Source organism: Pseudomonas sp. KnCO4, assembly GCF_045344305.1.
GTDB lineage: Bacteria > Pseudomonadota > Gammaproteobacteria > Pseudomonadales > Pseudomonadaceae > Aquipseudomonas > Aquipseudomonas anuradhapurensis.
In genome coordinates this window covers 874,777-898,483 of the sequence record NZ_CP174199.1, presented here as the reverse complement: position 1 = coordinate 898,483, position 23,707 = coordinate 874,777, and the positions used below count along the sequence as shown (strand labels likewise).

Sequence of the window (23,707 nt, the reverse complement as noted above, 5' to 3'; positions counted from 1 at the left end):
GGATGAATATTGCGAACGCAGGCGGAAGGCCGATCCCTTTACCTCTTGGTACAGGGGGGCTGCTTCCAGCCCATCGCCGGTTTACCCCAGGGATATCACAGCCCCCAGGGCTTGAGCTACGTGTGGGACGATGGGCCGCAAAGCGGCCCGAATGGCTTACTTGCGGATCAAACCATCGGCCCGGAACATCTGCCGGATCCCGCGAATCGCCTGGCGAATGCGGTCCTGGTTCTCGATCAGGGCAAAGCGCACGTGGTCATCACCGTAGTCACCAAAGCCGATCCCCGGCGACACGCACACCTTGGCCTCGGCCAGCAGTTTCTTGGAAAACTCCAGCGAACCCAGGTGCGCATACTCTGGCGGGATCTTCGCCCACACGTACATCGAGGCCTTGGGGTTCTCGACCATCCAGCCCAGTTCGTGCAGCCCTTTCACCAGCAAGTTGCGGCGCTGGCGGTACTGTTCGGCAATGTCGCGAACGCACTGTTGGTCACCTTCCAGCGCAGCGATGGCAGCTACCTGCAGCGGGGTGAAGGTGCCGTAGTCATGGTAGCTCTTGATCCGCGCCAGGGCGCTGACCAGCTCGGGGTTGCCAACCATGAAGCCGATCCGCCAGCCGGCCATGTTGTAGCTCTTGGACAGGGTAAAGAATTCCACGGCGATATCCTTGGCTCCCGGCACCTGCATGATCGACGGCGCTTTCCAGCCGTCGTAGACGATGTCGGCATACGCCAGGTCATGCACCACCAGAACCCCATACTGCTTGGCCAGGGCCACCACGCGCTCGAAGAAATCCAGCTCCACGCACTGCGCGGTGGGGTTGGACGGGAAGCCAAGGATCATCATCTTCGGCTTGGGGATCGACTCGCGTATGGCCCGCTCCAGCTCGTTGAAGAAGTCCACCCCCGGCACCAGCGGCACCGAACGCACCTGGGCACCGGCGATCACCGCACCGTAGATATGGATCGGGTAGCTGGGGTTGGGCACCAGCACCGTATCGCCCTGGTCGAGCGTGGCCAGCATCAGGTGTGCCAGGCCTTCCTTCGAACCAATGGTGACGATGGCTTCGCTTTCCGGATCGATGTCGACCTCGTAGCGTTCCTTGTACCAGTTGGCGATGGCCCGGCGCAGGCGCGGAATACCGCGAGAGGTGGAATAGCCGTGGGTGTCTTCACGCTGGGCGACCTGCACCAGCTTTTCGACGATGTGCGGCGGCGTGGCGCCATCGGGGTTGCCCATGCTCAGGTCGATGATGTCCTCGCCACGGCGGCGGGCAGCCATCTTGAGCTCGGCAGTGATATTGAAGACGTAGGGGGGGAGACGATCGATGCGCGCAAAGCGGCGCGGCGAACCTGGGTTGGCCATGGCTTCCTCTGAGTACGTAAGCGCCCGGAACCGTCCGAGCGACGTTGGCCGATGTGGCGGCCTGGATCAGAAGATAGTGCCGAAACAGGAATTCTGTAAAGGATAATTTCCTGTTTTTATAGAACTTTTCAGACGTATTTTTTGAAAATCTGAACTTTGTGTTTTCAGGACCGGCCTCTTCGCGGGCTCGCCCGCTCCCACAGGTACGGCGCAGCCTCAGGCCGAGAGTAACCCTGTGGGAGCGGGCGAGCCCGCGAAGAGGCCGGCACAGGAAAACGCCCATAAAAAAACCCCGGCACATGGCCGGGGTTTTCGTGAAACAGGCAGCAGTCTCAGCGCGCGTAGGTCATCAGCACGTCCGCAGCGGTCTGGCTGTCCACACCCATCATCACGCTGAGCGCAGTGACGGTGAGGATGGAGAAGCCGAACACCTTGCGTGCCCATTTGCTGTCGTCCTCGGCCTTGTAGCCACCCCAGGCCATGTACAGCCAGTACAGGCCCATGGCAGCGGCCACGGCCAGGTAGCCGAGGCCGGCGTAACCGCCGAGGGTAAGCATCAGGGTGGCGAGCACGAAGGCCAGCACGTACAGCACGATCTGCTTCTTCGCCGCGAGGACACCGCGCGCCACCGGCAGTACCGGGATGTTGGCAGCGCTGTAGTCCTTGAAGCGGAAGATCGCGATGGCAAAGCTGTGCGGCATCTGCCACAGGCTGAACATCACCAGCAGGGTGACCGCAGCCAGGTCGAAGCTGTTGCTCACGGCGCAGTAGCCGATCACCGGAGGCATGGCACCGGACAGGCTGCCGACCAGGGTGCCATGCACCGATTTACGCTTCAGCCACAGGCTGTAGAAACCGACGTAGACGATGAAGCCGATCAGCGCACAGAACGCCGACAGCGGGTTGGCCTGGACATACAGCAGGCTGAAACCCGCCACCCCGAGCAGGGTGGCGTAGATCAGCGCGAGGGGCAGCGGCATGCCGCCCTGGACCATGACGCGGTTCTTGGTGCGTTCCATCTTCTGGTCGATGTCGCGGTCGATGCAGTTGTTGAACACGCAACCGGACGCGACTACCAGCGAAGTACCCACTACCACCGCCAGGAACAGGGCGAAATCCACATGGCCCTTCGCGGCAAGGAAGAAACCGCCTGCCACGGAAAGCACGTTACCGAAAATGATCCCCGGTTTGGTGATTTGGATAAAGTGCTTAACGGACATGCAGTCTTACCTCACTTGGCCAACATTTCGAAGTGGATGCTGAACATGATCCACAGCGACAGGCCGACCAGCAGCGCGATCACCAAGGTGGTGAACAGGAACGTCGAAACGTTGTTGCGTTGCTCTTTCGAGCGGTCCATGTGCAGGAAGTACACGAGGTGTACGACTACCTGGATCACGGCCATGGCAACAATGATCAGAACGGTCAGGTTCTTCGGCAGGCTTGGCGACATCGCCAGGCCGAACGGGATCGCCGTCAGGATGATCGACAGGATGAAGCCGATCATGTACGACTTGACGCTGCCGTGGTTACCTTCGTGATGAGTGTCGTGTGCGTTAGCCATTACAGAACTCCCAGCAGGTAGACGACGGTGAATACGCAGATCCAGACCACGTCCAGGAAGTGCCAGAACAGGCTCAGGCAGCTCATGCGGGTCTTGGCGGTCGGCGTGATGCCGTGCTTGTTGATCTGGTACATCATGACTGCCATCCAGATCAGGCCGGCGGTCACGTGCAGACCGTGGGTACCTACCAGGGCGAAGAAGCCCGACAGGAAGCCACTGCGGTTCGGGCCGAAGCCTTCGCCGATCAGGTGATGGAATTCATAGATTTCCATCGCGATGAAGCCTGCACCGAACAGGAAGGTCACAGCCAACCAGCCCAGTACGCCAGCTTTCTTGCCATCGAACATCTTCAGCATGGCGAAGCCGAAGGTGATCGAGGACAGCAGCAGGAACAGCGTTTCAACAGCTACGAAATCGAGCTGGAAGATGTCATGACCCGACGGGCCGCCGGCAAAACTGCCGGACAGCACCGCGTACGTGGCGAAGAGCGACGCAAACAGGATGCAGTCGGTCATCAGGTACAGCCAGAAACCCAGTACGGTCATCTGGCCCGAGTCGTGGTGGTGGTGGTCGTCATGCCCATGGTCGTGACCATGAGCAGCACCGTGCATTACTTGACTGGACATTGATTACACCCGCTCAAACGATTCGACACGTGCGCCGGCAGGCAGAGCACCTGCTTTGGCCAACGCTTTCATGCGCTCGCCTTCGATGCGCGCCACTTCTTCGGCCGGAACCATGTAGCCCTGGTCGTCACGCGCAGCGTGGCGAACGAAGACAGCGATGGTTGCAACCAGGCTCGCGCCAACCAGCCACCAGATGTGCCAGATGAAGGCGAAGCCGAAGACGGTCAGGAACAGGCCCATGAACAAACCAGTGGAGGTGTTGCTCGGCATGTGGATCGCTTCGTACTTGGCCGCTGGCTTGTAGGCAACACCGGCTTCCTTGGCTTCGTGCCAGGCGTCCAGGCCAACCTTCTCAGGCATGTGGGCGAAGTTGTAGAACGGAGGTGGCGACGAAGTCGACCATTCCAGGGTACGGCCGCCCCATGGGTCGCCGGTCACGTCCAGGTTCTGGTTGCGGTCGCGAACCGATACGTACAGCTGGATCAGCTGGCAGGCGATACCGAACAGGATCAGCACGGCGCCGACAACGGCTACGTACAGGTAGGGTTCCCACAGCGGGTTGTCGGAGTGGTTCAGACGACGGGTCATGCCCATGAAGCCCAGGGCGTACAGCGGCATGAACGCTACGTAGAAGCCCGAGATCCAGAACCAGAAGGCAGCTTTGCCCCACTTCTCGTTCAGGGTGAAACCGAAGGCTTTCGGGAACCAGTAGGCGAAGCCGGCGATGTAGCCGAATACCGCACCACCGATGATCACGTTGTGGAAGTGAGCAATTACGAACAGGCTGTTGTGCAGGACGAAGTCAGCACCCGGAACAGCCAGCAGAACGCCAGTCATGCCACCGATGGAGAAGGTGATCATGAAGCCCAGGGTCCACATGATCGGCGCGGTGAAGCGCAGACGGCCCTGGTAGATGGTGAACAGCCAGTTGAACAGCTTCACACCGGTCGGAATGGAGATCAGCATCGTCGCCAGGCCGAAGAAGGTGTTGACGCTGGCGCCGGCACCCATGGTGAAGAAGTGGTGCAGCCATACAGCGAAGCCCAGCACGGCGATCGCGCCCGATGCATAGATCATCGAGTGGTGGCCGAACAGACGCTTGCCGGAGAAGGTCGAGGTAACTTCCGAGAACACACCGAAGGCCGGCAGGATCAGGATGTAAACCTCAGGGTGACCCCACGCCCAGAACAGGTTGACGTACATCATCGGGTTCCCACCAAGCTCGTTGGTGAAGATGTGGAAGTCCAGATAACGGTCAACAGTCAGCAGAGCGAGTGCAGCGGTCAGGATCGGGAAGGAAGCCACGATCAGCACGTTGGCCCAGGTGCAGGTCCAGGTGAAGATCGGCATGTCCATCAGCTTCATGCCAGGTGCGCGCATCTTCATCACGGTGACGAGGAAGTTCACACCGGTAAGCGTCGTACCCAGGCCGGACAGCTGTAGCGCCCAGATGTAGTAGTCGACACCCACCCCAGGGCTGTACTGAATGCCCGCGAGCGGCGGATAGGCAACCCAGCCGGTCTTGGCGAATTCACCAACGCCCAGCGAGATGTTGACCAGCAGCACGCCTGCCAGCAGCAGGTAGAAGCTCAGCGAGTTCAGGAACGGGAAGGCCACGTCACGTGCACCGATCTGCAGCGGAACCGCCAGGTTCATCAGGCCGGTGAAGAACGGCATCGCCATGAAGATGATCATGATCACACCGTGAGCGGTGAAGATCTGGTCATAGTGTTCAGGCGGCAGGTAGCCTTCGGAGCCACCGGTAGCGGCAGCCAGCTGGGTACGCATCATGATGGCGTCGGCAAAGCCGCGCAGCAGCATGACCATCGCGACGATGATATACATCACCCCGATTTTCTTGTGGTCGACAGTCGTCAACCACTCGGTCCACAAGTAGGTCCACTTGCGGAAGTAGGTGATAGCACCGACGACAGCGATACCACCGAGCGCGATCATGGCAAGTGTCACCATGACTATCGGCTCGTGATAGGGTATCGCCTCCAGGCTTAGTTTACCGAACATCTCTTACTCCTCTGCACCGGCAGCTGGTTGCATACTCGATTCCACACCCTTGGTAGTGGCCAGATCTTTGCTGCCTGCTTCTTCGTGGCTCGGACGACCGCGGTTCATGCCTTCGTACTTGTCGACGATCAGCTGGAACTGGTCAGGCGAAGCCTCGCTGTACAGCGCGACCGGGTTGTTTTCGCTTGGTTTGGCCAAGGCGTCGTATTCGGCCTTGTCCAGCTTCTTCGGCGACTGCTTGACCTCGGCGACCCACTTGTCGAAGTCTTCCTGGGAGGTGGCAGTAGCCTTGAATTTCATGCCGGTGAAGCCAGCACCGCTATAGTTGGCGCTGATACCGTCGAACTCGCCGTTTTCGTTGGCGATCAGGTGCAGCTTGGTGGTCATGCCGGCCATGGCGTAGATCTGGCCGCCCAGGCCCGGGATGAAGAACGAGTTCATCACGGCGTCGGAAGTGACGCGGAAGTTGACCGGGGTATTAGCCGGGAAGACGATCTTGTTGACCGTGGCAATGCCCTGCTCCGGGTAGATGAACAGCCATTTCCAGTCCAGCGCGACCACGTCGATCTGCACCGGCTTCACATCGGAATCCAGCGGACGATACGGGTCCAGCTTGTGGGTGGAGTGGTAGGTGAAGTAACCCAGGGCGATGATGATCAGGATCGGGATGATCCACACCGCAGCTTCGATCTTGGTCGAGTGCGACCAGTCAGGGGTATAGGTGGCGGCCTTGTTGGAAGCACGGTACTTCCAGGCGAAAACCACGGTCATGATGATGACCGGGATCACCACCAGCAGCATCAGGCCGGTAGCGATGAGGATCAGGTTCTTTTGCTCAATGCCGACCTGACCCTTCGGGTCGAGCAGGGTCCAGTTGCACCCACTGAGTAAAAGCATGCCTAAAAAGGGCAATATGCCAAACAGTCTGGGGTAACGCTTTTTACTCATCTCACGACCTCTAGATCAGCTTGCTTCAATGCAATTTGTGTTTTGGTAGCCAACACTTCGTCCTGCCAAGTGCGGCATTTCGCGCCCGTACTCGCTCCTGCCCGGGTCCGACTGCAGGGCCTTGGCGTCAAGCGGGTTAGCGGTGCTTATGGTTTCGTAGGCAACAGGCCTGTACTTCAGACCAAGTCCATTTGGTGCGGGAAAACGCGGAGGGGGGTCCGCCCGGTATCGCCGTTGGGCGAAACTTGACGAAGTCAGCAAAAAGGAGCGCTGGGGCTTCCTTCAATCCTGCGACTCGCAAGCAGTGCCGAACGGAAATTGGGGGCGATTGTAGATAGGTCGCCAACCCTTGACTATGACTTATTGAGCAACAGTCTTTTACAGATTCCGCAACAATACTGCTCAAAAATTCAACTTCGCGACAGTTTGTCGCACCCCGCTTGCTAGCCCTCAAAGCCGCATTCTGCAAGGCCTACGGGTTGATCTGGATCAAGCGGGGAGCAACTTTTCAGTCTTCTCATGGGGCGCAAAAGCCCCCACGCAATTCGGTACTTTTGTCTAAGCCTGGCGTCGGTTGCGGTAGATCCCGAGTGGAACCAGCACAGCCGTCAGGACAAACGCCAGCAACGCCCACTGCGCCAGGGACAGGCCGAGGATCGGCGGATACGGCGTGCTGCAGAAACCATCGACCTGGAACACCAGCGGCCACAGCTTGGCCAGGGGCAGGTCGTCCACGATTGGCTGCAGGGTATCGATGCCACAACTGACCATGGGGTTGGCGAGTATATACACATGGTTGCCGGCCGCAACGATTCCGCCAATGGCGCTGAGTACTACCAATGCCTCGAAGAAGGTCAGGCTGCGGCGCCCGGGCATCGCCGCCGCGATGAAGGCGAACAGGGCAATGAACAGCAACGCATAACGCTGCAGGATGCACAGAGGGCACGGCGCCTCGCCGAGCACGATCTGCATGTAAAGGGCGCCGCCGATCAGCGAAATGCAGATCAGGCCCAACAGCACCAGAAAGCGCCGTTCCCGATTCAGGCGCGATGTTTGTTCGTTCATTGCCGATTCCTTCGATGGATAGTGGCAGCGTGGTCCGCCTGCCTGGGCGCAAGTCTACACGCTGGGCAGGGCCTTTGAGCGTGCCGAGGAAGCGGCGCGATAGCGCGGCGCAGGGCTATCCGGTGTGGCTGAGACCGGCCGCAGCGACGTCGGTTCAACGTCGGGCGGCGAAAAAGCGGCTGCCCGGGTGCCGCGCAGGGCCAAGCCCCTCGACACCCGGGAGTGAAGGATACCGTGATTAAAGGAGAATTAAAGATCAAACCTACGCTACGGTTTTAATCCTTCTTTATATATAGGCACAAGGTGGGGTAGCCCAGCCGCTGGCAAGCCAGCCCCCAGGCGGCGAATGCTGTCGACCGTTTCGTTCTCGATTACCCACGGGCGGGAGCAAGGCTGCAAGGGAGCTGGCTTGCCAGCGGCTGGGATGAAAGTTTCCATAAGCCTGTAGCGGCCATTTCGCGGATGCACCCGCCCTACAGGGACCGCGCCAATCGTAAATGCGGCGCTGCCCTGCTGGGAGCGGGTTCACCCGCGAAGAAAGCCGCTACCGGGGCTGCATCACTCCAGCGCCGCCGCCGGCCCGAAGAACTCGTAGCGGCTCTGCTGCTCCGGCACGCCCAGGCCTTTCAGCTGGCGCTTGACCGCCGCCATGAAGCCCTTCGGCCCCAGGAAGTAGGCATCCACATCGCGCTCCTGCGGCAGCCACTCGGCCAGCAGGTCTTCACTCAGCAAGCCCACCGCATCGGCTGCAGCAGCACCTTCCGGCTCGGCATAGCAATAGAAGCGCTTGAGTTGTGGATAACGCTCGGCCAGGCCATCGACCCAGTCACGGAAGGCATGCACGGCGCCGTTACGCGCACAGTGAATGAAATGCACCTCGCGCCGGGTTTGCAGGGCCGCCTGCAGCATCGCCAAGGTCGGGGTGATGCCCACGCCACCACTGATCAGTACCAGCGGCTTGTCGCCCGCGGCCAGGGTGAAATCACCTGCCGGCGGGAACAGCTGCAGGGTATCGCCCAGCGCCAACTGGTCATGCAGGTAGTTGGAAACCTTGCCGCCCTGCTCACGCTTGACGCTGATGCGATATTCCTTGCCATCGCACAGCGCCGACAGGGAATAGTTGCGGCGCTGCTCGGCACCGTCGATGTCCAGTTTCAGGCCGATGTACTGGCCAGGCTCGGCCTTGAGCACCGGCTTGCCATCCACCGGGGCAAAGTAGAACGAAACGATCTCGCTGCTTTCCTGCTCGCGGCGGACCAGGCGGAATTCACGGGTGCCGCGCCAGCCGCCTGCGGCTTCTTCCTTCTGTTTGTAGAGGTTTTCTTCAGCGCCGATCAGAATGTCGGCCAGTTGGCCATAGGCCGCGCCCCAGGCCTCGATGACGGCGGGGGTGGCGATGTCCTTGCCCAGCACCTCTTCGATGGCGCGCAGCAGGCAGCTGCCGACGATCGGGTAGTGCTCCGGCAGAATCTGCAAGGCGACATGCTTGTTGATGATCTGACCGACCAGGCCGCCCAGCTGCTCCAGTTGATCGATGTGGCGGGCATACATCAGCACGCCGTTGGCCAGGGCACGCGGCTGGTCACCGCTGGCCTGGTGGGCCTGGTTGAACAGCGGGCGTACCTGCGGGTACTCGCTGAGCATCATCTTGTAGAAGTGGGTGGTCAGCGCTTCGCCGCCGCTTTCCAGCAGGGGGACAGTGGCCTTGATGATTGCACGTTGTTCGGCATTGAGCATTGCGACAACTCCTGAGCCTGTGGCTTCGAATGACTGCCACGGTTATTACAGCAATCGTGCCAACTTTTATTTCCAGCAAAATCAGGGCCTTGACCGGCATCATGTCAAAACGACCCGTGCGCGCGTATAGTCATATCGACCCATAGGAGTCCATATGACTACAAAGCCGCTGCTCACCGCCCTGCTGCCCCTGGTCAGTGACCTGTCCCGCGACTTGCCGGACCAGGAACGATACCGCCGCCTGTTACAGGCCATGCGCGGGCTGCTGCCCTGCGATGCCGCCGCGCTGCTGCGCCTGGACGGTGAGTGGCTGGTGCCGCTGGCGGTGGACGGCCTGAGCCCGGATACCCTTGGCCGGCGCTTCCGGGTCAGCGAGCACCCGCGCTTCCAGATCCTGCTCAGCCGCCCTGAGCCCACCCGCTTCGCCAGCGACTCCGAGCTGCCCGACCCTTACGATGGCCTGGTCAACGCCGCCCATGCCAACCTGGAAGTGCATGACTGCATGGGCTGCCCACTGATGGTCGATGAGCGCCCCTGGGGCCTGGTCACCCTCGACGCCCTCACCCCCGGGCAGTTCCAGAGCCTGGAGCTGGATGCCCTGCAGGCCTTCGCCAGCCTGGCTGCCGCCACGGTCACCGTGGCCGAACGAATCGAGCACCTGGCCCTGCGTGCCGAAGACGAGCACCGCCGCGCCGAGATCTACCGCCAGGCCAGCGGCCAGGATAGAGAACTGATCGGCCAGAGCCCGGCGCACAAGCGCCTGGTGGAGGAAATCCGCCTGGTCGGTGGCAGCGACCTGACCGTGCTGATCACCGGTGAAACCGGGGTTGGCAAGGAACTGGTGGCGCAGGCCTTGCACCAGGCCAGCAACCGCGCCGACAAACCGCTGGTCAGCCTCAACTGCGCCGCCTTGCCCGACACGCTGGTGGAAAGCGAACTGTTCGGCCATGTCCGCGGCGCTTTCACCGGCGCCCATGGCGAGCGCCGCGGCAAGTTCGAGCTGGCCAATGGCGGCACGCTGTTCCTCGACGAAGTGGGTGAGCTGCCGCTGACGGTGCAGGCCAAGTTGCTGCGTGTCCTGCAGAGCGGCCAGTTGCAGCGCCTTGGCTCGGACCGCGAGCACCGGGTGGATGTGCGCCTGATCGCCGCCACCAACCGCGACCTGGCGGCGGAGGTGCGCAGCGGCAACTTCCGCGCCGATTTCTACCACCGCCTCAGTGTCTACCCGCTGCACGTGCCGCCGTTGCGCGAACGCGGGCGCGACGTGCTGCTGCTGGCTGGCTACTTCCTCGAACAGAACCGTTCGCGCCTGGGCCTGAACAGCCTGCGCCTGAGCAGCGGCGCCCAGGCGGCATTGCTGGCCTACGACTGGCCAGGCAACGTGCGGGAACTGGAACACCTGATCGGCCGCTCGGCGCTCAAGGCGCTGGGCCAGCACACAGACCGGCCACGCATCCTCACCCTGGAAGCCATCGACCTCGACCTGCGCGCAAACGCCGCGCCCGGCACCCCGCCCTCCCCCGCTGCCCCCATACAGACGGCGGCCCTGGCCGACGGTGGACTGCGCGCAGCCGTCGACGTCTACCAGCGCCAGCTGATCGAAGCCTGCCTGCAGCGGCACCAGCACAACTGGGCGGCCGCAGCCCGAGAGCTGGGCCTGGATCGGGCCAATCTCAGCCGTTTGGCGCACCGCCTGGGATTACGCTGAAGGGTTGCCCCCAGGCTCTGTATGAAAAGTCTTGAGACGCAGGTCAGGCGAGGCTGTTTTCAACGCAGTATGAACAAGTATCAAGGCTTTTCTTACAGGGCCTAAAGCCCGAACAGATCAGGCCGATAACCGGTTACCCCTGTTCCCGACGAAGGTCACCATGGCCACGCAAAATGCCCGCGCGGACTCGCTGTCCCTGCTGCTGTTCACGCTGCGCAGCGGCAAGTTGATGGCAATCAACCTGCTCAAGGTCAGCGAGATCATCCCCTGCCCGCCGCTGACCAAGCTGCCCGAATCGCACCCCCACGTGAAAGGCGTGGCGACCCTGCGCGGCCATTCGCTGTCGGTCATCGACCTGTCCCGCGCCATCGGTGAACAGCCTTTGACCGACCCGGACGGCGGCTGCCTGATCGTCACCGAGATCAGCCGCTCGCGCCAGGGCCTGCATGTGCAGGCGGTCAGCCGTATCGTGCATTGCCTGAGCACCGACATCAAACCGCCGCCCTACGGCTCGGGCAACCGCTCGTTCATTACCGGCGTGACCCGGGTCGACAACACCCTGGTGCAGGTGCTGGACATTGAAAAGGTCATCCACGCCATTGCCCCGCCGCTGCCTGAGCCGCCGCAGAAAACCTTGAGTGAAGAAGACATCAGCCTGCTGGCCGCCGCCAACATCCTGGTGGTGGACGACAGCCAGGTGGCTCTGCAGCAGTCGGTGCATACCTTGCGCAATCTCGGCATCGAATGCCACACCGCGCGCAGCGCCAAGGACGCCATCAACATGCTGCTGGACCTGCAGGGCACCGCGCAGGAAATCAACATCATCGTATCCGACATCGAAATGTCCGAGATGGACGGCTACGCATTCACCCGCACCCTGCGCGAGACCCCGGATTTCCAGCACCTGTACATTCTGCTGCATACTTCGCTGGACAGCACCATGAGCGCCGAGAAGGCCAGGCTGGCCGGAGCCAATGCCATCCTCACCAAGTTCTCCTCGCCGGAGCTGACCGATTGCCTGGTGGTGGCGGCGCGTACCGTGGTGTTCGCCGAGCGCTGATAAATTCAGCGACAAATTCACCGGCTTGCCGCCGGGGCCGAGCCAGGCATAATCGCGCCCTACGCATGCAATTTGCCGGTATCGCCATGAAATACTTCAGCTCCATCCTGGTCGTCTACGCCCTGTTCAGCGCAGCCGCCCAGGCCTCGACCAGCCAGGCCTGGAACGAGCAGCGCCAGCAGATGCTCAAAGCCTGCCTGGCCGCCAGCCAGTTCAAGGATGCCCACGCCCGCGGCAAGCCCGCCGAGTTCGATGACCAGGTCGGCATGAGCGCCCTGCTGATCGAAGGCGTCTACCCACAGCAGCACATGCAGCAGCGTACCGGCAGCGAACTGTGCCTGTACGACCGCCGTCAGCAGCGCGCCTTCGTCAGCGAATGGAGCCCCGAGGCCAGGTGACCGGCAGCTTGCGTTTCGCCTGCACTGGCTGCGGCAAGTGCTGCACCGGCCAGCACGTGCCACTGACCCTGGCCGAAACCCGTCGCTGGGCAGCAGACAACGGCCAGGTGATCGTGTTGCTCGAAGCGTTCGTGACCGACGGCCCGGGCATGCCGCAGGAGCAGCGCGAGCACGTACTACCCCGCTCCCATCCCGTGCGCTGCGGCGAAGGCGAAATACGCGTCGCGGTGACCTTTGCCGCGTTCAACCCTGGCCGCTGCCGCAACCTCGACGCCAACGACCGCTGCACCATCTATGACCAGCGCCCGCTGGTCTGCCGCATTTACCCGGTAGAGATCAACCCGCATATCCCGCTGCGCCCCGGCAGCAAGGGCTGCCCGCCGCAAGCCTGGCAGCAGGGGCCTGTGCTGATTCACGGCACGCGACTGGTCGACCCCGAGCTGCAGGCGCTGGTGCAAGCCTCGCGTCAGGCTGACCGGGATGACATCGCGGCCAAGGTGGCGCTATGCCAGGCGCTGGGCATGACCACCAGTGCGCTCAAGGGCAATGGTTTTACTGCTTACCTGCCCGACATGCGTGCATTTGCCACGGCGCTGGCGCAAATGCCGGACGATGCCGGCGCGCAGTGGGCCCTGCACGTGGAGGATGAAGCGCTGCTGGCGGACTTGCGACAGCACGGCTTGCGCACCACCAGCAAGCCCCCGGTGTACTACGCCTTCATCGGCTTCTGACCAGGCCGTACGCGCCCCCGTGCATGAACCTGTCTAGCACGGGGCTTTCCGGCGAAAGTCCAATTGCTTTTTGCCCAATCATTACCTTTTGCGCAACAGTGCTTATCGCGCTTCGCTCTGTTTCAAATGCATTGAAAGGACTAACTTTAGCCCTGTCCTCATTAGCACTTGCACTGCAAGAAGGTAGTTTCAAATGTCCAACAGTAAGGGTATTGCCAGTCTCTTCGTCCTGTCTTCCCTGTTGTTGTCGCCGCTGGCCATGGCCGAAGAATCCCAGGCTTTCATCACCCGTAACGCTGAGCTTGCCGCCATTCATCAAGAGGCCCGCGAAGCCGTAGCCGCACAGAAGGCAGATGCCGCCAAAGGCGCAAACCAGACAGCTTCGAAAGCTGACGTCGATGCCAATGCCGACAGTTGAGCAAGCGCTGTCGCTGCTCCCGTTTTCCCTTGGCTACGCCATGGGCACCACCGGTGCCGATATGTTAGCCTTTTAAAGCCGCTGCCGATCAGCGGCTTTTTTTATGTGCTTCAACTATCAGCCCGGCTGTAACGTACCTCAATAAAAAGACGCACATTCGAAAATAAAAACTGCCCCACCGCCAGACCAAAGGAGCGAGTACCGGTGCCTTCCGCGTTTCGTTTTACCCCGCTGTTCATTGCGTTGACTGCAACGATCCCTTTCGCCGCCCAGGCAGATGAAGACAAGGCTGATGGCTTCATCGAAGGGTCGTCCCTCAACCTGCATTTGCGTAATGCCTATTTCAACCGCGACAACCACAACGCTGGCGTGCGTGACACCCGCGAGTGGGGCCAGGGCGCGGTTGCGCGCTTCGAATCGGGCTACACCCCAGGGGTGCTTGGCGTTGGCCTGGATGCCCATGCCATGCTGGGCTTGAAGCTCGATGGCGGTGGCGGCCACGCCGGCACCAGCATCCTGCCCGAGCACATCAAGGACGATGGCGAGCTGGGTGCCGCGCCGCATTCGTTCTCCACTGCCGGGGCCGCGATCAAGTTCAAGGCATTCGACACCGAGCTCAAAGCCGGTGACCTGTTCCTCACCAACCCGGTGATCGCCGGCGGCGAAAGCCGCATGCTGCCGCAGACCTTCCGTGGCGTGAGCCTGACCAACACCAGCATCGACGGGTTGCTGCTCGAAGGCGGCCAGGCAAGCTTCACCAAGCCCTACAACCAGAGCGGCCACCGCCGTATCGACACCTACTACGGCGCGCTGGACGAGCACGACAAGAGCAAGCACCTGAACTGGGCCGGCGCGTCGTGGAGCGGTACCCCGAACATTACGGCCAACCTGTATGCCGCCGAGCTGAAGGACATCTGGAACCAGTACTACGCCGACTTCGACTACACCTACGTGGTCAACGACCTGGTCAGCCTGAACCCGGGCGTGCATTTCTATCACACCCAGGACACCGGCCAGGCGCTGCTGGGCAAGATCGACAACAATACCTACAGCGTGCACTTCACCGTCAACGCCGGGTACCACAGCGTCACTGCCGCCTACCAGCGGGTCAACGGCAACACGCCGTTCGACTACATCAACCTTGGCGACAGCATCTACCTGGACAACTCGCGCATGTACTCCGATTTCAATGCGCCGAACGAGCGTTCGTGGAAGCTGCAGTACAACTATGACTTCGCTGGCTGGGGCGTCCCGGGCCTGACCAGCGTGCTGTCGTACTCGCGCGGTGAGGCCGACCTGACCAAGGCCACTCAGGACACCAGCCACTACGACTACTACCGTGCCGATGGCAAGAACGCCATGCACTGGGAGCGCGACCTGGACCTGAAGTACGTATTCCAGCAAGGTGACCTGAAGGACTTGTCGGTGCTGCTGCGCTATGCCGTGCACCGTGGCAGCCAGGGTTATGCCTCGATCGACAGCAACAGCGACAACGATGAATTGCGGGTAATCGTCGATTACCCGTTGAACGTGTTCTGATTCGAAACCGCCAGCGAAGGCTTTGGCCCCGGTTCGCTAAGACGGTGGATGGCACCGGCTTTGCCGGTGATCGCGGCTGAATCCGCTCCTACAGGGCAGTTCACATCTGTAGGAGCGGATTCATCCGCGAAGCAGGCGACGCGGTAGCTGTGGGAGCTTGCCGGCGATGGGCGGCGCAAAACCGCCTGCGTAATTCCGTCGGACAAATCTTGTTCGACAATCCCCACTTCCCTAGAATGTGGCCGCCGCGAATGGCCCTGCCCACGCAGTAGCGAGCATGACCCCCCGACCCCCGCGTTTCGCACTCTACAGGTCACACCCCGAGCTGTTCCTCAATCTGGGCAGTTGCCTTGCCGTGCTCGCCATTGTGGCCATCGTCAGCTACCTGCTGGCCCGTGAGCGCGATAGCGTCGAGCTGTCGGCGATCCGCTCGTCCAACAATATCGTCCAGCTGATCGAAAGCGATATCCTGCGCAATGTCGAACTCTACGACCAGTCGCTGAAGGGCCTGATCTGGGCAGTCGGGCGCCAGGAGCTGCCAAACATACCCGGCCCGCTGCGCCAGCGCCTGCTGTTCAACGAAGCCTTCGTCGACCGCAAGCGCGGTGACGTGCTGTGGCTGGACAAACAGGGCAATGTGGTAGGCGACTCCACCAGCAGCGTACCGCGTACAGCCAACTTCGGCGCTACCGGGGTGTTTCAGGCGCACCAGCGCGATGCCAACCTCGGCCTGCTGGTCGGCCCACCGTTCAAGGCGCAGCTCGGCGACCTGGACTGGTGCATCAGTTTCAGCCGACGCATTTCCGGCGCGGATGGCGAGTTTGCCGGGGTGGCAGCTGGCGCACTGCGCCTGTCGTACTTCAGCGAACTGTTTCGGCGCCTGGACATTGGCGATGACAGCAGCATCAACCTGATCAACACTGACGGCCAACTGCTCGCACGCCAGCCATCGCGTGCACAGGACCCACTGATTGGCAGCAACTACGCCGACCGCCCCAATTTCAAACGCATCCTCAACGAACAGAGCGGCAGCTTCACCGCCCGCTCCGGCAGTAGTGCAAAACTGCGCATCTATACCTTTGCCCGGGTCCCACAGCTGCCGCTGATCGTACTGGTGGCGCATTCGGCCGACGAAGTGTTCCAGTCCTGGCGCCGCACCGCGATCATGGTCAGCGTCGCCACCGGCGTACTGTGCGTGGGCATACTCTGGCTGACCCTGCTGCTGGGCCGCGAATTACGCCGCCGGCACGAGGCCGAACAAGGCCTGGAAACACTGGCCTCCACCGACAGCCTGACCGGGCTGGCCAACCGCCGTCGCCTGGACCAGGTGTTGCGCCAGGAGTGGGCCCGCGCGCAACGCAACCGCAAGCCGTTGGCGGTATTGATGGTGGATGTGGACCATTTCAAGGCGTTCAATCAGCGCCATGGCCACGCGGGAGGCGACCATGCCCTGCGGGAAGTGGCCAAGACCATCGAGGCGTGTCTCCGCCGCCCTGCCGACCTGGCGGCGCGCTATGGTGGGGAGGAATTCCAGGTGGTGCTGCCGGAAACCGACCTGGCAGGCGCACACTGGCTGGCCGAACGAATCCGCGCCAGTGTCGAGGCGCTGACGCCGTTCGCCGATGATGCCCACTCGGTCACGGTGAGCATCGGCATCGGCGTTTCCGGCACCCAGCACGACCTGGCAAGGGTGCTGGGTGCTGCGGATGAAGCGCTCTACCGGGCCAAGGCCAAGGGCCGCAACCGGGTAGAAGGGCCGGCCGATTAGGAACTGGCGCGTGCAGCGTTGCGCAGTGCCTTGACCTGGTCATGATTGCGCTGCACGCCCTGCAGCTGCTTTTCCACCAGGTTGTAGGTCTGGTCGCTGGCGGTGCGGCCCAGCTTGACCAGTTTTTCCCGGGCGTCCTTGTAGGCCTTGAGCGCGTAGTCTTCACCACGCTCGACTTCGTTCAACACGGCCTCTTCGCTTTTGCCAGTAAGCATGGACTTGAAGTTGACCCAGCCACGGTGCAAGTCGCCGCTCAGGCTGGTCGAGGTTTCCGGATCACCGCCCAGGCGCCGCACCTCGCTTTGCAGCTCGCCAGCAGCATTGGCGCACTCGCCGGCACGTTGCACGAAGAAGGCTTTCAGCTCCGGGTTCTTGACATCATCGGCCGATTCACGAAAACCCTTTTCGCCGTCCTTGCTGTACTCGATCAGGTCGTTCAGTACATCGATCACATCTTTGTTCGGGTTGCTCATGGCAATACTCCTTGGCAGGTGATAGTCCACTAGACAGGAGCAGTGATCGTGCCAACCCGTTTCAAAAACAAAAGACGCCTAATATCAATTACTTAGCCTGACGGCCACAACCCCGGCTAGCGGCGTTCTGCATGATTGCCGCTTGGGCGTTCGTGCACTTTGCAGTATGGTCGGCGCTCTCTACTGCCAGGTGCGCCGATGATGAAGCCGGAAACCCTAGAATTGCTGGTGACCCGCAGCATGCCGTTTGGCAAGTATCAGGGCCGGCTGATAGCCGACCTGCCGGGGGACTACCTGGCATGGTTTGCCCGCAAGGGCTTCCCGGCGGGGGAACTGGGTGGGTTGTTGGCGTTGATGCACGAGATCGACCATAACGGGTTGGGCGACTTGCTGGTGCCGTTGCGGCAGAAGCATCGGCGCTAGCCGGCAGCGGCCTCCTCGCGGAGGAATCCGCGAAGCGGCCAGTGCGGCCAACCCAGGGCTCTAGCCTTTCGCCGGTGCTACCGCCAGCTCTACCCCTTCGCTCTTCTTGATCAGCGCATACACCACCGCCGTCAGCAAGCTGCCGGCCACGATCGCCAGCAGGTACAGCGCCGCATGGTTGATCGCATTCGGGATCAGCAGCACGAACAGGCCGCCATGCGGTGCCATCAGCTTGCAGCCGAAGTACATCGACAAGGCCCCGGTCAGCGCGCCGCCGGCGATGCTGGCGGGGATGACCCGCAGCGGGTCCTTGGCGGCAAACGGTATCGCCCCTTCGGAAATGAAGCACAACCCCAGCGCCAGGGCTGCCTTGCCCGCCTCGCGCTCGCTCTGGGCGAACTTGCGACGGGCCAGGAAGGTGGCAATACCCAGGCCGATCGGCGGCACCATGCCCGCGGCCATGGTCGCCGCCATCGGCGCGTAGCTCGACGAGGCCAGCAGCCCCACCGAAAAGGCATAGGCGGCCTTGTTGATCGGCCCGCCCAGGTCGACGCACATCATGCCGCCCAGCAACAGCCCCAGCAGGATGGCGTTGGTGGTGCCCATGCTGTCGAGGAAGTGGGTAAGGCCGTCGAGCATCGCCGCCACCGGCTGGCCAACCACGTAGATCATCACCAGGCCGGTGAACAGGCTGGCCAGCAACGGGATGATCAGGATCGGCTTGAGCGCCTCCAGGCTACTGGGCAAGCGTGCCCAGCGGGCAATGGCCTTGGCGCTGTAACCGGCGAGAAAACCGGCGACGATGCCGCCGATGAAGCCCGCACCCAGGGTGCTGGCCAGCAGCCCGCCGATCATGCCGGGGGCCAGCCCTGGGCGGTCGGCGATCGACCAGGCGATGTAGCCCGCCAGCAATGGCACCATCAGCTTGAATGCCGCCTCGCCACCAATCTGCATCAACGCCGCTGGCAGGGTCCCCGGCTGTTTGTAGGCCTCGATACCGAACACGAACGACAGGGCGATCAGCAGCCCGCCCGCCACCACCATGGGCAGCATGAACGACACACCGGTGAGCAGGTGCTTGTACACCCCGGTCTTCTCGCCCTTGGTTGGCGTAGCCGCTGCCGAGGCATCGGCGCCGCTTTCCACCTTGGCTTCGGCCAGGGCCTTGTCCAGGGTGGCACGGGCCTGCTTGAGGGCGATGCCGGTGCCGCAACGGTAGATGCGCTTGCCGGCGAAACGCGCGGTGGGCACTTCGATGTCGGCAGCCAGCAGGACCACGTCGGCGGCGGCGATGGCTTCGGCAGACAAGGGGTTGCGCGCACCGACCGAACCCTGGGTCTCGACGGTGAGCTGGTAGCCCTGCTGCTGCGCGGCCTGCTGCAGGGCTTCTGCGGCCATGAACGTGTGCGCGACGCCGGTCGGGCAGGCGGTGACCGCGACGATGCGTGCACCGGCACTGGCCACCTCGGCCGGGCCGGCTGCCACTGAAGTGAGCAGCTCGGCATTGGCCGCGGCTTCATCGAGAAAGCCCTCACGATCGGTCAAGGCCTGGGACGGCGTGCTCTGGTAGACCCGCTTGCCGACGAAGCGGGCGAGGTCCACCGGCCCGGTACTGATCACCAGCACCCAGTCGGCCTCGGCGATCTGCGCGGCGCTCAGTTGCCGCTCGGGGTGCTCGGCGTCCTGTACCTCGACACTGGTACTCCAGCCGCGCCGCTGGGCCGCGGCGGACAGCAAACGCGCGCTCAGCACGCTCGACACCTGGCCGTTGGGGCAGGCGGTGACAATGGCAATGTTCATCGGCAACCCTCTTGTTGTTCTGTCAGTTGCACGGCGGCTTGCAGGCGCGCCAGTTGCTCCCGGTCACAGATGCCGAACCCCACCTGGGTAACGGCCTGGGCGGCGATGGCGGTGGCGCGGGCCAAGGTCTGTGCCGGGGCTTCGCCCTGCAGCAGGCCATGGACCATGCCGGCCACCAGCGAATCCCCCGCCCCTACCGTGCTGGCTACTTGCACCTTGGGCGGGCGGGCATGCACGGCGAGGTCGCGGCTGAACCAGCTGACGCCCTGCTCGCCCGCCGACACCACCACGTGTTCGATGCCACTGGCCACCAGGCGGGCAGCGGCGGCACGCTGCTGTTGCGGGTTATCCACAGCCAGGCCCAGCACTTCGCCCAGCTCTTCGGTATTCGGCTTGACCAGCCAGGGAACGCTCTGCAAGCCGGCACGCAGGGCTTCGCCACTGCTGTCCAGGGCAACCTTCAGCCCCATGGCTTTCAATCGTTCGAGCAACTGGCAGAACCACTCGGCACTGATGCCACGCGGCAGGCTGCCCGCCACCACCACCGCGTCATGCCCCGGCGCAACCTGCTCCAGCAGGCGCAACAAGGCGCTGCGGGCCGCCTCGTCGACCTCCGGGCCCTGGCCGTTGACGTCGGTGACACGGCCATCGGCCTCGACCAGCTTGATGTTGCTGCGGGTCTCGCCGGGCACACGGACAAAGCAGTCGGCAAAGCCACGCCACTGAATCAGCGCTTCGAACGGCTGCAGGTTATCGCGGCCAAGGAAGCCGCCAACCGTGACACTGTGCCCGAGGTCGGCCAGCACCTGGGCAACGTTCAGCCCTTTGCCCGCAGCGTGGCTGTGCTGCGTCTGGCTGCGGTTGACCTGCCCCGGGCGCAGGGTCCCCAGGCCGATGGTGATATCCAGCGCCGGGTTCAGGGTGAGGGTGAGGATCTTGGCCATTCAGTAACGCTCCACCAGCGCGCGAACCGCTGCGGCGCTGTCCTGTTGCAGGGCCTCGCGCGCCAGGGCGCGGGCCGTCTGGTGATCGGCCTGGCGGACCAGGGCCTTGACTTCGGCAATGCTGCGCGCGGCAACGCTGAGCTCGTCCACGTCCAGGCCGAGCAGCACCGCCACCGCCTGCGGGTCGGCCGCCAGTTCGCCGCACACGCCCACCCACTTGCCATGCGCATGCGCGGCGCGCACGGTCATGTCGATCAGGCTGAGCACCGCCGGATGCAGGCCATCGGCCTGGGCCGAAAGGCTCGGGTGGCCACGGTCGATGGCCAGGGTGTACTGGGTCAGGTCATTGGTGCCGATGCTGAAGAAGTCGACTTCGCGCGCCAGTTGCGCGGCCAGCAGGGCCGCCGACGGCACTTCGACCATGATGCCCAGTTGCAGGTCGGCCACCGGGATCTCCGCCCGCAGGCGCTCGACCATGGCCCGCGCTTCGCGCCACTCGTGCACCTGGCCCACCATCGGGAACATGATGCGCAGCGGGCGCTGGTCGGCGGCCCGCAGCAAGGCGCGCAGCTGGTCCTCCATCACCTGCGGGCGCTGCAAGGTCAGGCGTACCCCGCGCACGCCGAGGAACGGGTTTTCTTCGGCAGCGATCGGCCAGTACGGCAGCGGTTTGTCGCCGCCGACATCGAGGGTACGCACCACCAGCGGGCGACCGTCGAGGCCATCGAGCACGCGGCGGTATTCCGCCTCCTGGGTGGCTACGTCCGGGACCTGGGGGTGGGCCATGAAAATCAGCTCGGTGCGCAGCAAGCCCACGCCTTCGGCGCCCTGCTCCACCACCTTGGCGATACCGCTGCTTTCGCCGATGTTGGCGAACACCTCGATGGCATGCCCATCGCGGGTGACTGCCGGCTCGAAGCGGTTGGCCCAGGCCGCCTGCAGGCGTTGCTCGCGCAGGTCCCGCTCGGCCAGGGCACGTTGCAGTTCATCTGCCGGTGGCGCCACGCTGACCACGCCGCGCTGGCCATCGAGCAGCAACGGCGTGCCCGCCTCCAGCAGCAGGATCGCGGCGCCAGCGCCGACCACCGCCGGGATGCCCAGGGCACGGGCGACAATCGCGCTGTGGGCGGTGGCGCCGCCCTGGGCAGTGACGATACCGGCAACACGGCTCGGGTCCAGCCGGGCGACATCGGACGGGCCGACTTCAGTCATCACCAGGACATACGGTTGTTGCGGTTCGGCTTGCGCCTGCACGCCACACAGTTGCGCCAGCACCCGGCGGCCGATGTCGCGCAGGTCGGCGGCACGTTCGGCGAGCAAGGCATCGTGCAGCGACTCCTGCTGGCGTGCCGCCGCCTCGATCACCGCCATCCACGCCGCCGCGGCGCTCTCGCCCTGGCTCAGGCGCTGCTCGACATCGTCGCTCAGGGCCGGGTCGGCGAGCATTTCCTGGTGGGTCACGAAGATCTCGCCAATGGCCTTGTCACTGCGCTGGACCAAGGCTTGCAATTCGCTGTTCACAGTCGCCACGGCCTCACGCAGCTTCTGCCGCTCCTGGGCGTACGACTCGCCGCGCAGGGGGTAGTCGAACTCGCGCTCGACACACACATGGGCCGGGCCACTGGCAATACCCGGGGCGGCGCCGACGCCCTGGACACGGCTACCGGCCGGCGGTGCCTGCAGCACTTCGGCGGCGGCACTGGCGGCAGCCGCGCTGCCCTGCGGCAACGGTTCCACCTCCTCGCCCAAACCTTGTTCGATGGCAGCCAACAGCACCGGCAAGGCATCGGCGGCAATAGTGGGTTCAGCCACCAGTTCCAGCGCCTGGCCACGACGGGCGCCGAGGCTGAGCAACTTGCTCAGGCTCTTCACCGATACCGCTGGCTGCGCGCTGTCGACCAGGCGCACGCGGATTTCCCCCTCGAAACCTTTGGCCAGTTGCGCCAGCACCTTGGCCGGGCGGGCATGCAAGCCATGCGGGTTGGCCAGCACGATACGCGCGCTGGGCCAGTCCGCCGGTGCCTCCCCGCCCAGCACTTCCAGGACTGCGCGGCTGCTGGTGGCCTGGTAGAGCATCTGCCCGCGCCCTTCGATCAACACTTCACACAGGCGTTCGAGCAAGGCCTGGTGGGCTGCGCCGAGGCTGGCCAGGCAGAACAGGCCGTTGAGCGGCTGGTCGCGATAGCGCAATGGCTGTTGCGGAGTGATGAAGGCCAGCCCCGGCTGACGCACCTGGCGTTCGCTGTGCAGCCACCACAGGCCCTCGCCCAGCGGTAACGGTTCGGCCTGCTGCAGCACGGCAGCGAACCCGCTGTCGACACACTCGGCCCGCTGCAACAGGCGGGCGCCGCGCCAGGCCAGTTCGTCGAAGTCTTCAGCGGGCAGGTTGAGGCCGACCAGTTGCGCATCCAGGGCCAGTTCCTGGGGCGCGCCTTGCAACAGCTTCAGCAAGGCCTCGGCGGAACCGGCGCGGCGCAGCGCTTCGGCCAGGTCGGTCTCGCCCAGGGCGCGGGTCAGCAGCTGCAACAGGCGCAGGTGTTCGTCGGAACGGGCAGCGATGCCAATGGCCAGGTAGACCATTTGCCCATCGCCCCAGTCCACACCCTCGGGAAACTGCAGCAGACGCACGCCGGTGGCGTACACCAGGTCGCGCGTCTGCGGGGTGCCGTGGGGAATGGCGATGCCCTGGCCAAGGAAGGTGGAGCCCTGCGCCTCGCGGGCCTGCAGCCCTTGCAGGTACCCTTCGGCGACCAGGCCGTCGGCGACCAACCGGTCGGCCAGCAGGCACAGGGCCTCGGCCTTGTTGGCGGCCTTCTGGCCCATGGCTATCTGCTCCTTGGCGAGCTCGAGCATGACCTTCTCCTTTTGCAGTTCCCGGTCGGGTACTGGAGTATTGTTGTGGAATTCACATGAACGGCCAGTTCGACAGCCTTGCACGATGGCAACCGAGGCAGAAAAATCGGCAGCTGAAACGTTTAATCTGACCAGGCGGCCACGTTACTCGATAATCTGCCAGGGAAAAAGCCCCATCCTGTCGGACAATTGCGACAATGGTCGTCTGCGCGTGGCGCCGCTGCCGGGTCAAACTACCCGGTCAGGCTTCACAGCCAGCCCCGGT

The 23,707-nt window shown here is 63.3% G+C and carries 20 protein-coding genes; 8 read left to right on the top strand and 12 right to left on the bottom strand.

The window, feature by feature from the left end; all coding sequences use genetic code 11:
* Positions 1-156: 156 nt before the first annotated feature.
* The 8 genes from alaC to hmpA form a co-directional block, all read right to left on the bottom strand.
* Positions 157-1,365, bottom strand: a complete 1,209-nt coding sequence (alaC, locus tag ACJA3S_RS04180) for an alanine transaminase (protein ID WP_406820927.1) — start codon at positions 1,363-1,365, stop codon at positions 157-159.
* A gap of 332 nt (positions 1,366-1,697) precedes the next feature.
* A complete protein-coding gene (cyoE, locus tag ACJA3S_RS04175; RefSeq protein ID WP_170028315.1) occupies positions 1,698-2,585 on the bottom strand; it encodes a heme o synthase in 888 nt (295 codons plus the stop codon).
* A gap of 11 nt (positions 2,586-2,596) precedes the next feature.
* Complete coding sequence (gene cyoD, locus ACJA3S_RS04170) at positions 2,597-2,929, bottom strand: cytochrome o ubiquinol oxidase subunit IV (RefSeq protein WP_003259128.1); 333 nt, start codon at positions 2,927-2,929, stop codon at positions 2,597-2,599.
* Positions 2,929-3,555: a cytochrome o ubiquinol oxidase subunit III gene (gene cyoC / locus ACJA3S_RS04165; RefSeq protein ID WP_406820926.1), complete on the bottom strand. Its 627-nt coding sequence runs from the start codon at positions 3,553-3,555 to the stop codon at positions 2,929-2,931. Before cyoC ends, cyoD begins: the two co-directional genes overlap by 1 nt.
* Positions 3,556-3,558: 3 nt before the next feature.
* Positions 3,559-5,577 carry a cytochrome o ubiquinol oxidase subunit I gene (cyoB, locus tag ACJA3S_RS04160; RefSeq protein ID WP_063911280.1) on the bottom strand — a complete coding sequence of 673 codons (2,019 nt, stop codon included), beginning with the start codon at positions 5,575-5,577 and terminating at the stop codon, positions 3,559-3,561.
* A gap of 3 nt (positions 5,578-5,580) precedes the next feature.
* Positions 5,581-6,525 (bottom strand): ubiquinol oxidase subunit II, encoded by a 945-nt coding sequence (cyoA, locus tag ACJA3S_RS04155; protein WP_015268993.1) that lies wholly within the window; start codon positions 6,523-6,525, stop codon positions 5,581-5,583.
* A gap of 558 nt (positions 6,526-7,083) precedes the next feature.
* Positions 7,084-7,590, bottom strand: a complete 507-nt coding sequence (locus ACJA3S_RS04150) for a disulfide bond formation protein B (protein ID WP_170028313.1) — start codon at positions 7,588-7,590, stop codon at positions 7,084-7,086.
* Between the two features lie 558 nt (positions 7,591-8,148).
* Positions 8,149-9,327, bottom strand: a complete 1,179-nt coding sequence (gene hmpA, locus ACJA3S_RS04145; protein WP_406820925.1) for an NO-inducible flavohemoprotein — start codon at positions 9,325-9,327, stop codon at positions 8,149-8,151.
* Between the two features lie 154 nt (positions 9,328-9,481).
* On the opposite strand from hmpA, the gene norR reads away from it, so the two are divergent.
* From norR to ACJA3S_RS04110, 7 genes are all read left to right on the top strand, one after another.
* Positions 9,482-11,035, top strand: a complete 1,554-nt coding sequence (gene norR / locus ACJA3S_RS04140; RefSeq protein WP_406820924.1) for a nitric oxide reductase transcriptional regulator NorR — start codon at positions 9,482-9,484, stop codon at positions 11,033-11,035.
* Between the two features lie 160 nt (positions 11,036-11,195).
* Entirely contained in the window at positions 11,196-12,095 is a 900-nt protein-coding gene (locus ACJA3S_RS04135; RefSeq protein WP_406820923.1) for a chemotaxis protein, read from the top strand.
* A gap of 86 nt (positions 12,096-12,181) precedes the next feature.
* On the top strand, positions 12,182-12,493 hold the full coding sequence (locus ACJA3S_RS04130; RefSeq protein WP_406820922.1) for a hypothetical protein: 312 nt from the start codon (positions 12,182-12,184) through the stop codon (positions 12,491-12,493).
* Entirely contained in the window at positions 12,490-13,224 is a 735-nt protein-coding gene (locus ACJA3S_RS04125; RefSeq protein ID WP_406820921.1) for a YkgJ family cysteine cluster protein, read from the top strand. The genes ACJA3S_RS04130 and ACJA3S_RS04125 overlap by 4 nt, the downstream gene beginning before the upstream one ends.
* A gap of 193 nt (positions 13,225-13,417) precedes the next feature.
* On the top strand, positions 13,418-13,642 hold the full coding sequence (locus ACJA3S_RS04120) for a hypothetical protein (protein WP_406820920.1): 225 nt from the start codon (positions 13,418-13,420) through the stop codon (positions 13,640-13,642).
* 204 nt (positions 13,643-13,846) lie between these two features.
* A complete protein-coding gene (locus ACJA3S_RS04115; RefSeq protein WP_406820919.1) occupies positions 13,847-15,181 on the top strand; it encodes an OprD family porin in 1,335 nt (444 codons plus the stop codon).
* Between the two features lie 277 nt (positions 15,182-15,458).
* A complete protein-coding gene (locus ACJA3S_RS04110; protein ID WP_406820918.1) occupies positions 15,459-16,949 on the top strand; it encodes a diguanylate cyclase in 1,491 nt (496 codons plus the stop codon).
* On the opposite strand, the gene ACJA3S_RS04105 is transcribed toward ACJA3S_RS04110, so the two are convergent.
* A complete protein-coding gene (locus ACJA3S_RS04105; RefSeq protein WP_170028304.1) occupies positions 16,946-17,422 on the bottom strand; it encodes a PA2169 family four-helix-bundle protein in 477 nt (158 codons plus the stop codon). The genes ACJA3S_RS04110 and ACJA3S_RS04105 overlap by 4 nt on opposite strands.
* A 201-nt stretch (positions 17,423-17,623) precedes the next feature.
* On the opposite strand from ACJA3S_RS04105, the gene ACJA3S_RS04100 reads away from it, so the two are divergent.
* A complete protein-coding gene (locus ACJA3S_RS04100) occupies positions 17,624-17,845 on the top strand; it encodes a DUF3820 family protein (protein WP_170034042.1) in 222 nt (73 codons plus the stop codon).
* A gap of 60 nt (positions 17,846-17,905) precedes the next feature.
* Here ACJA3S_RS04100 and ACJA3S_RS04095 read toward each other — a convergent pair whose 3' ends face one another.
* The 3 genes from ACJA3S_RS04095 to ptsP are packed head-to-tail and all read right to left on the bottom strand — an operon-like array spanning position 17,906 to position 23,442.
* Positions 17,906-19,645: a PTS fructose-like transporter subunit IIB gene (locus ACJA3S_RS04095; protein ID WP_406820917.1), complete on the bottom strand. Its 1,740-nt coding sequence runs from the start codon at positions 19,643-19,645 to the stop codon at positions 17,906-17,908.
* Positions 19,642-20,589: a 1-phosphofructokinase gene (pfkB, locus tag ACJA3S_RS04090; RefSeq protein ID WP_406820916.1), complete on the bottom strand. Its 948-nt coding sequence runs from the start codon at positions 20,587-20,589 to the stop codon at positions 19,642-19,644. The genes ACJA3S_RS04095 and pfkB overlap by 4 nt, the downstream gene beginning before the upstream one ends.
* A complete protein-coding gene (gene ptsP, locus ACJA3S_RS04085; protein WP_406820915.1) occupies positions 20,590-23,442 on the bottom strand; it encodes a phosphoenolpyruvate--protein phosphotransferase in 2,853 nt (950 codons plus the stop codon). It abuts the gene before it with no gap.
* Between the last annotated feature and the right edge of the window lie 265 nt (positions 23,443-23,707).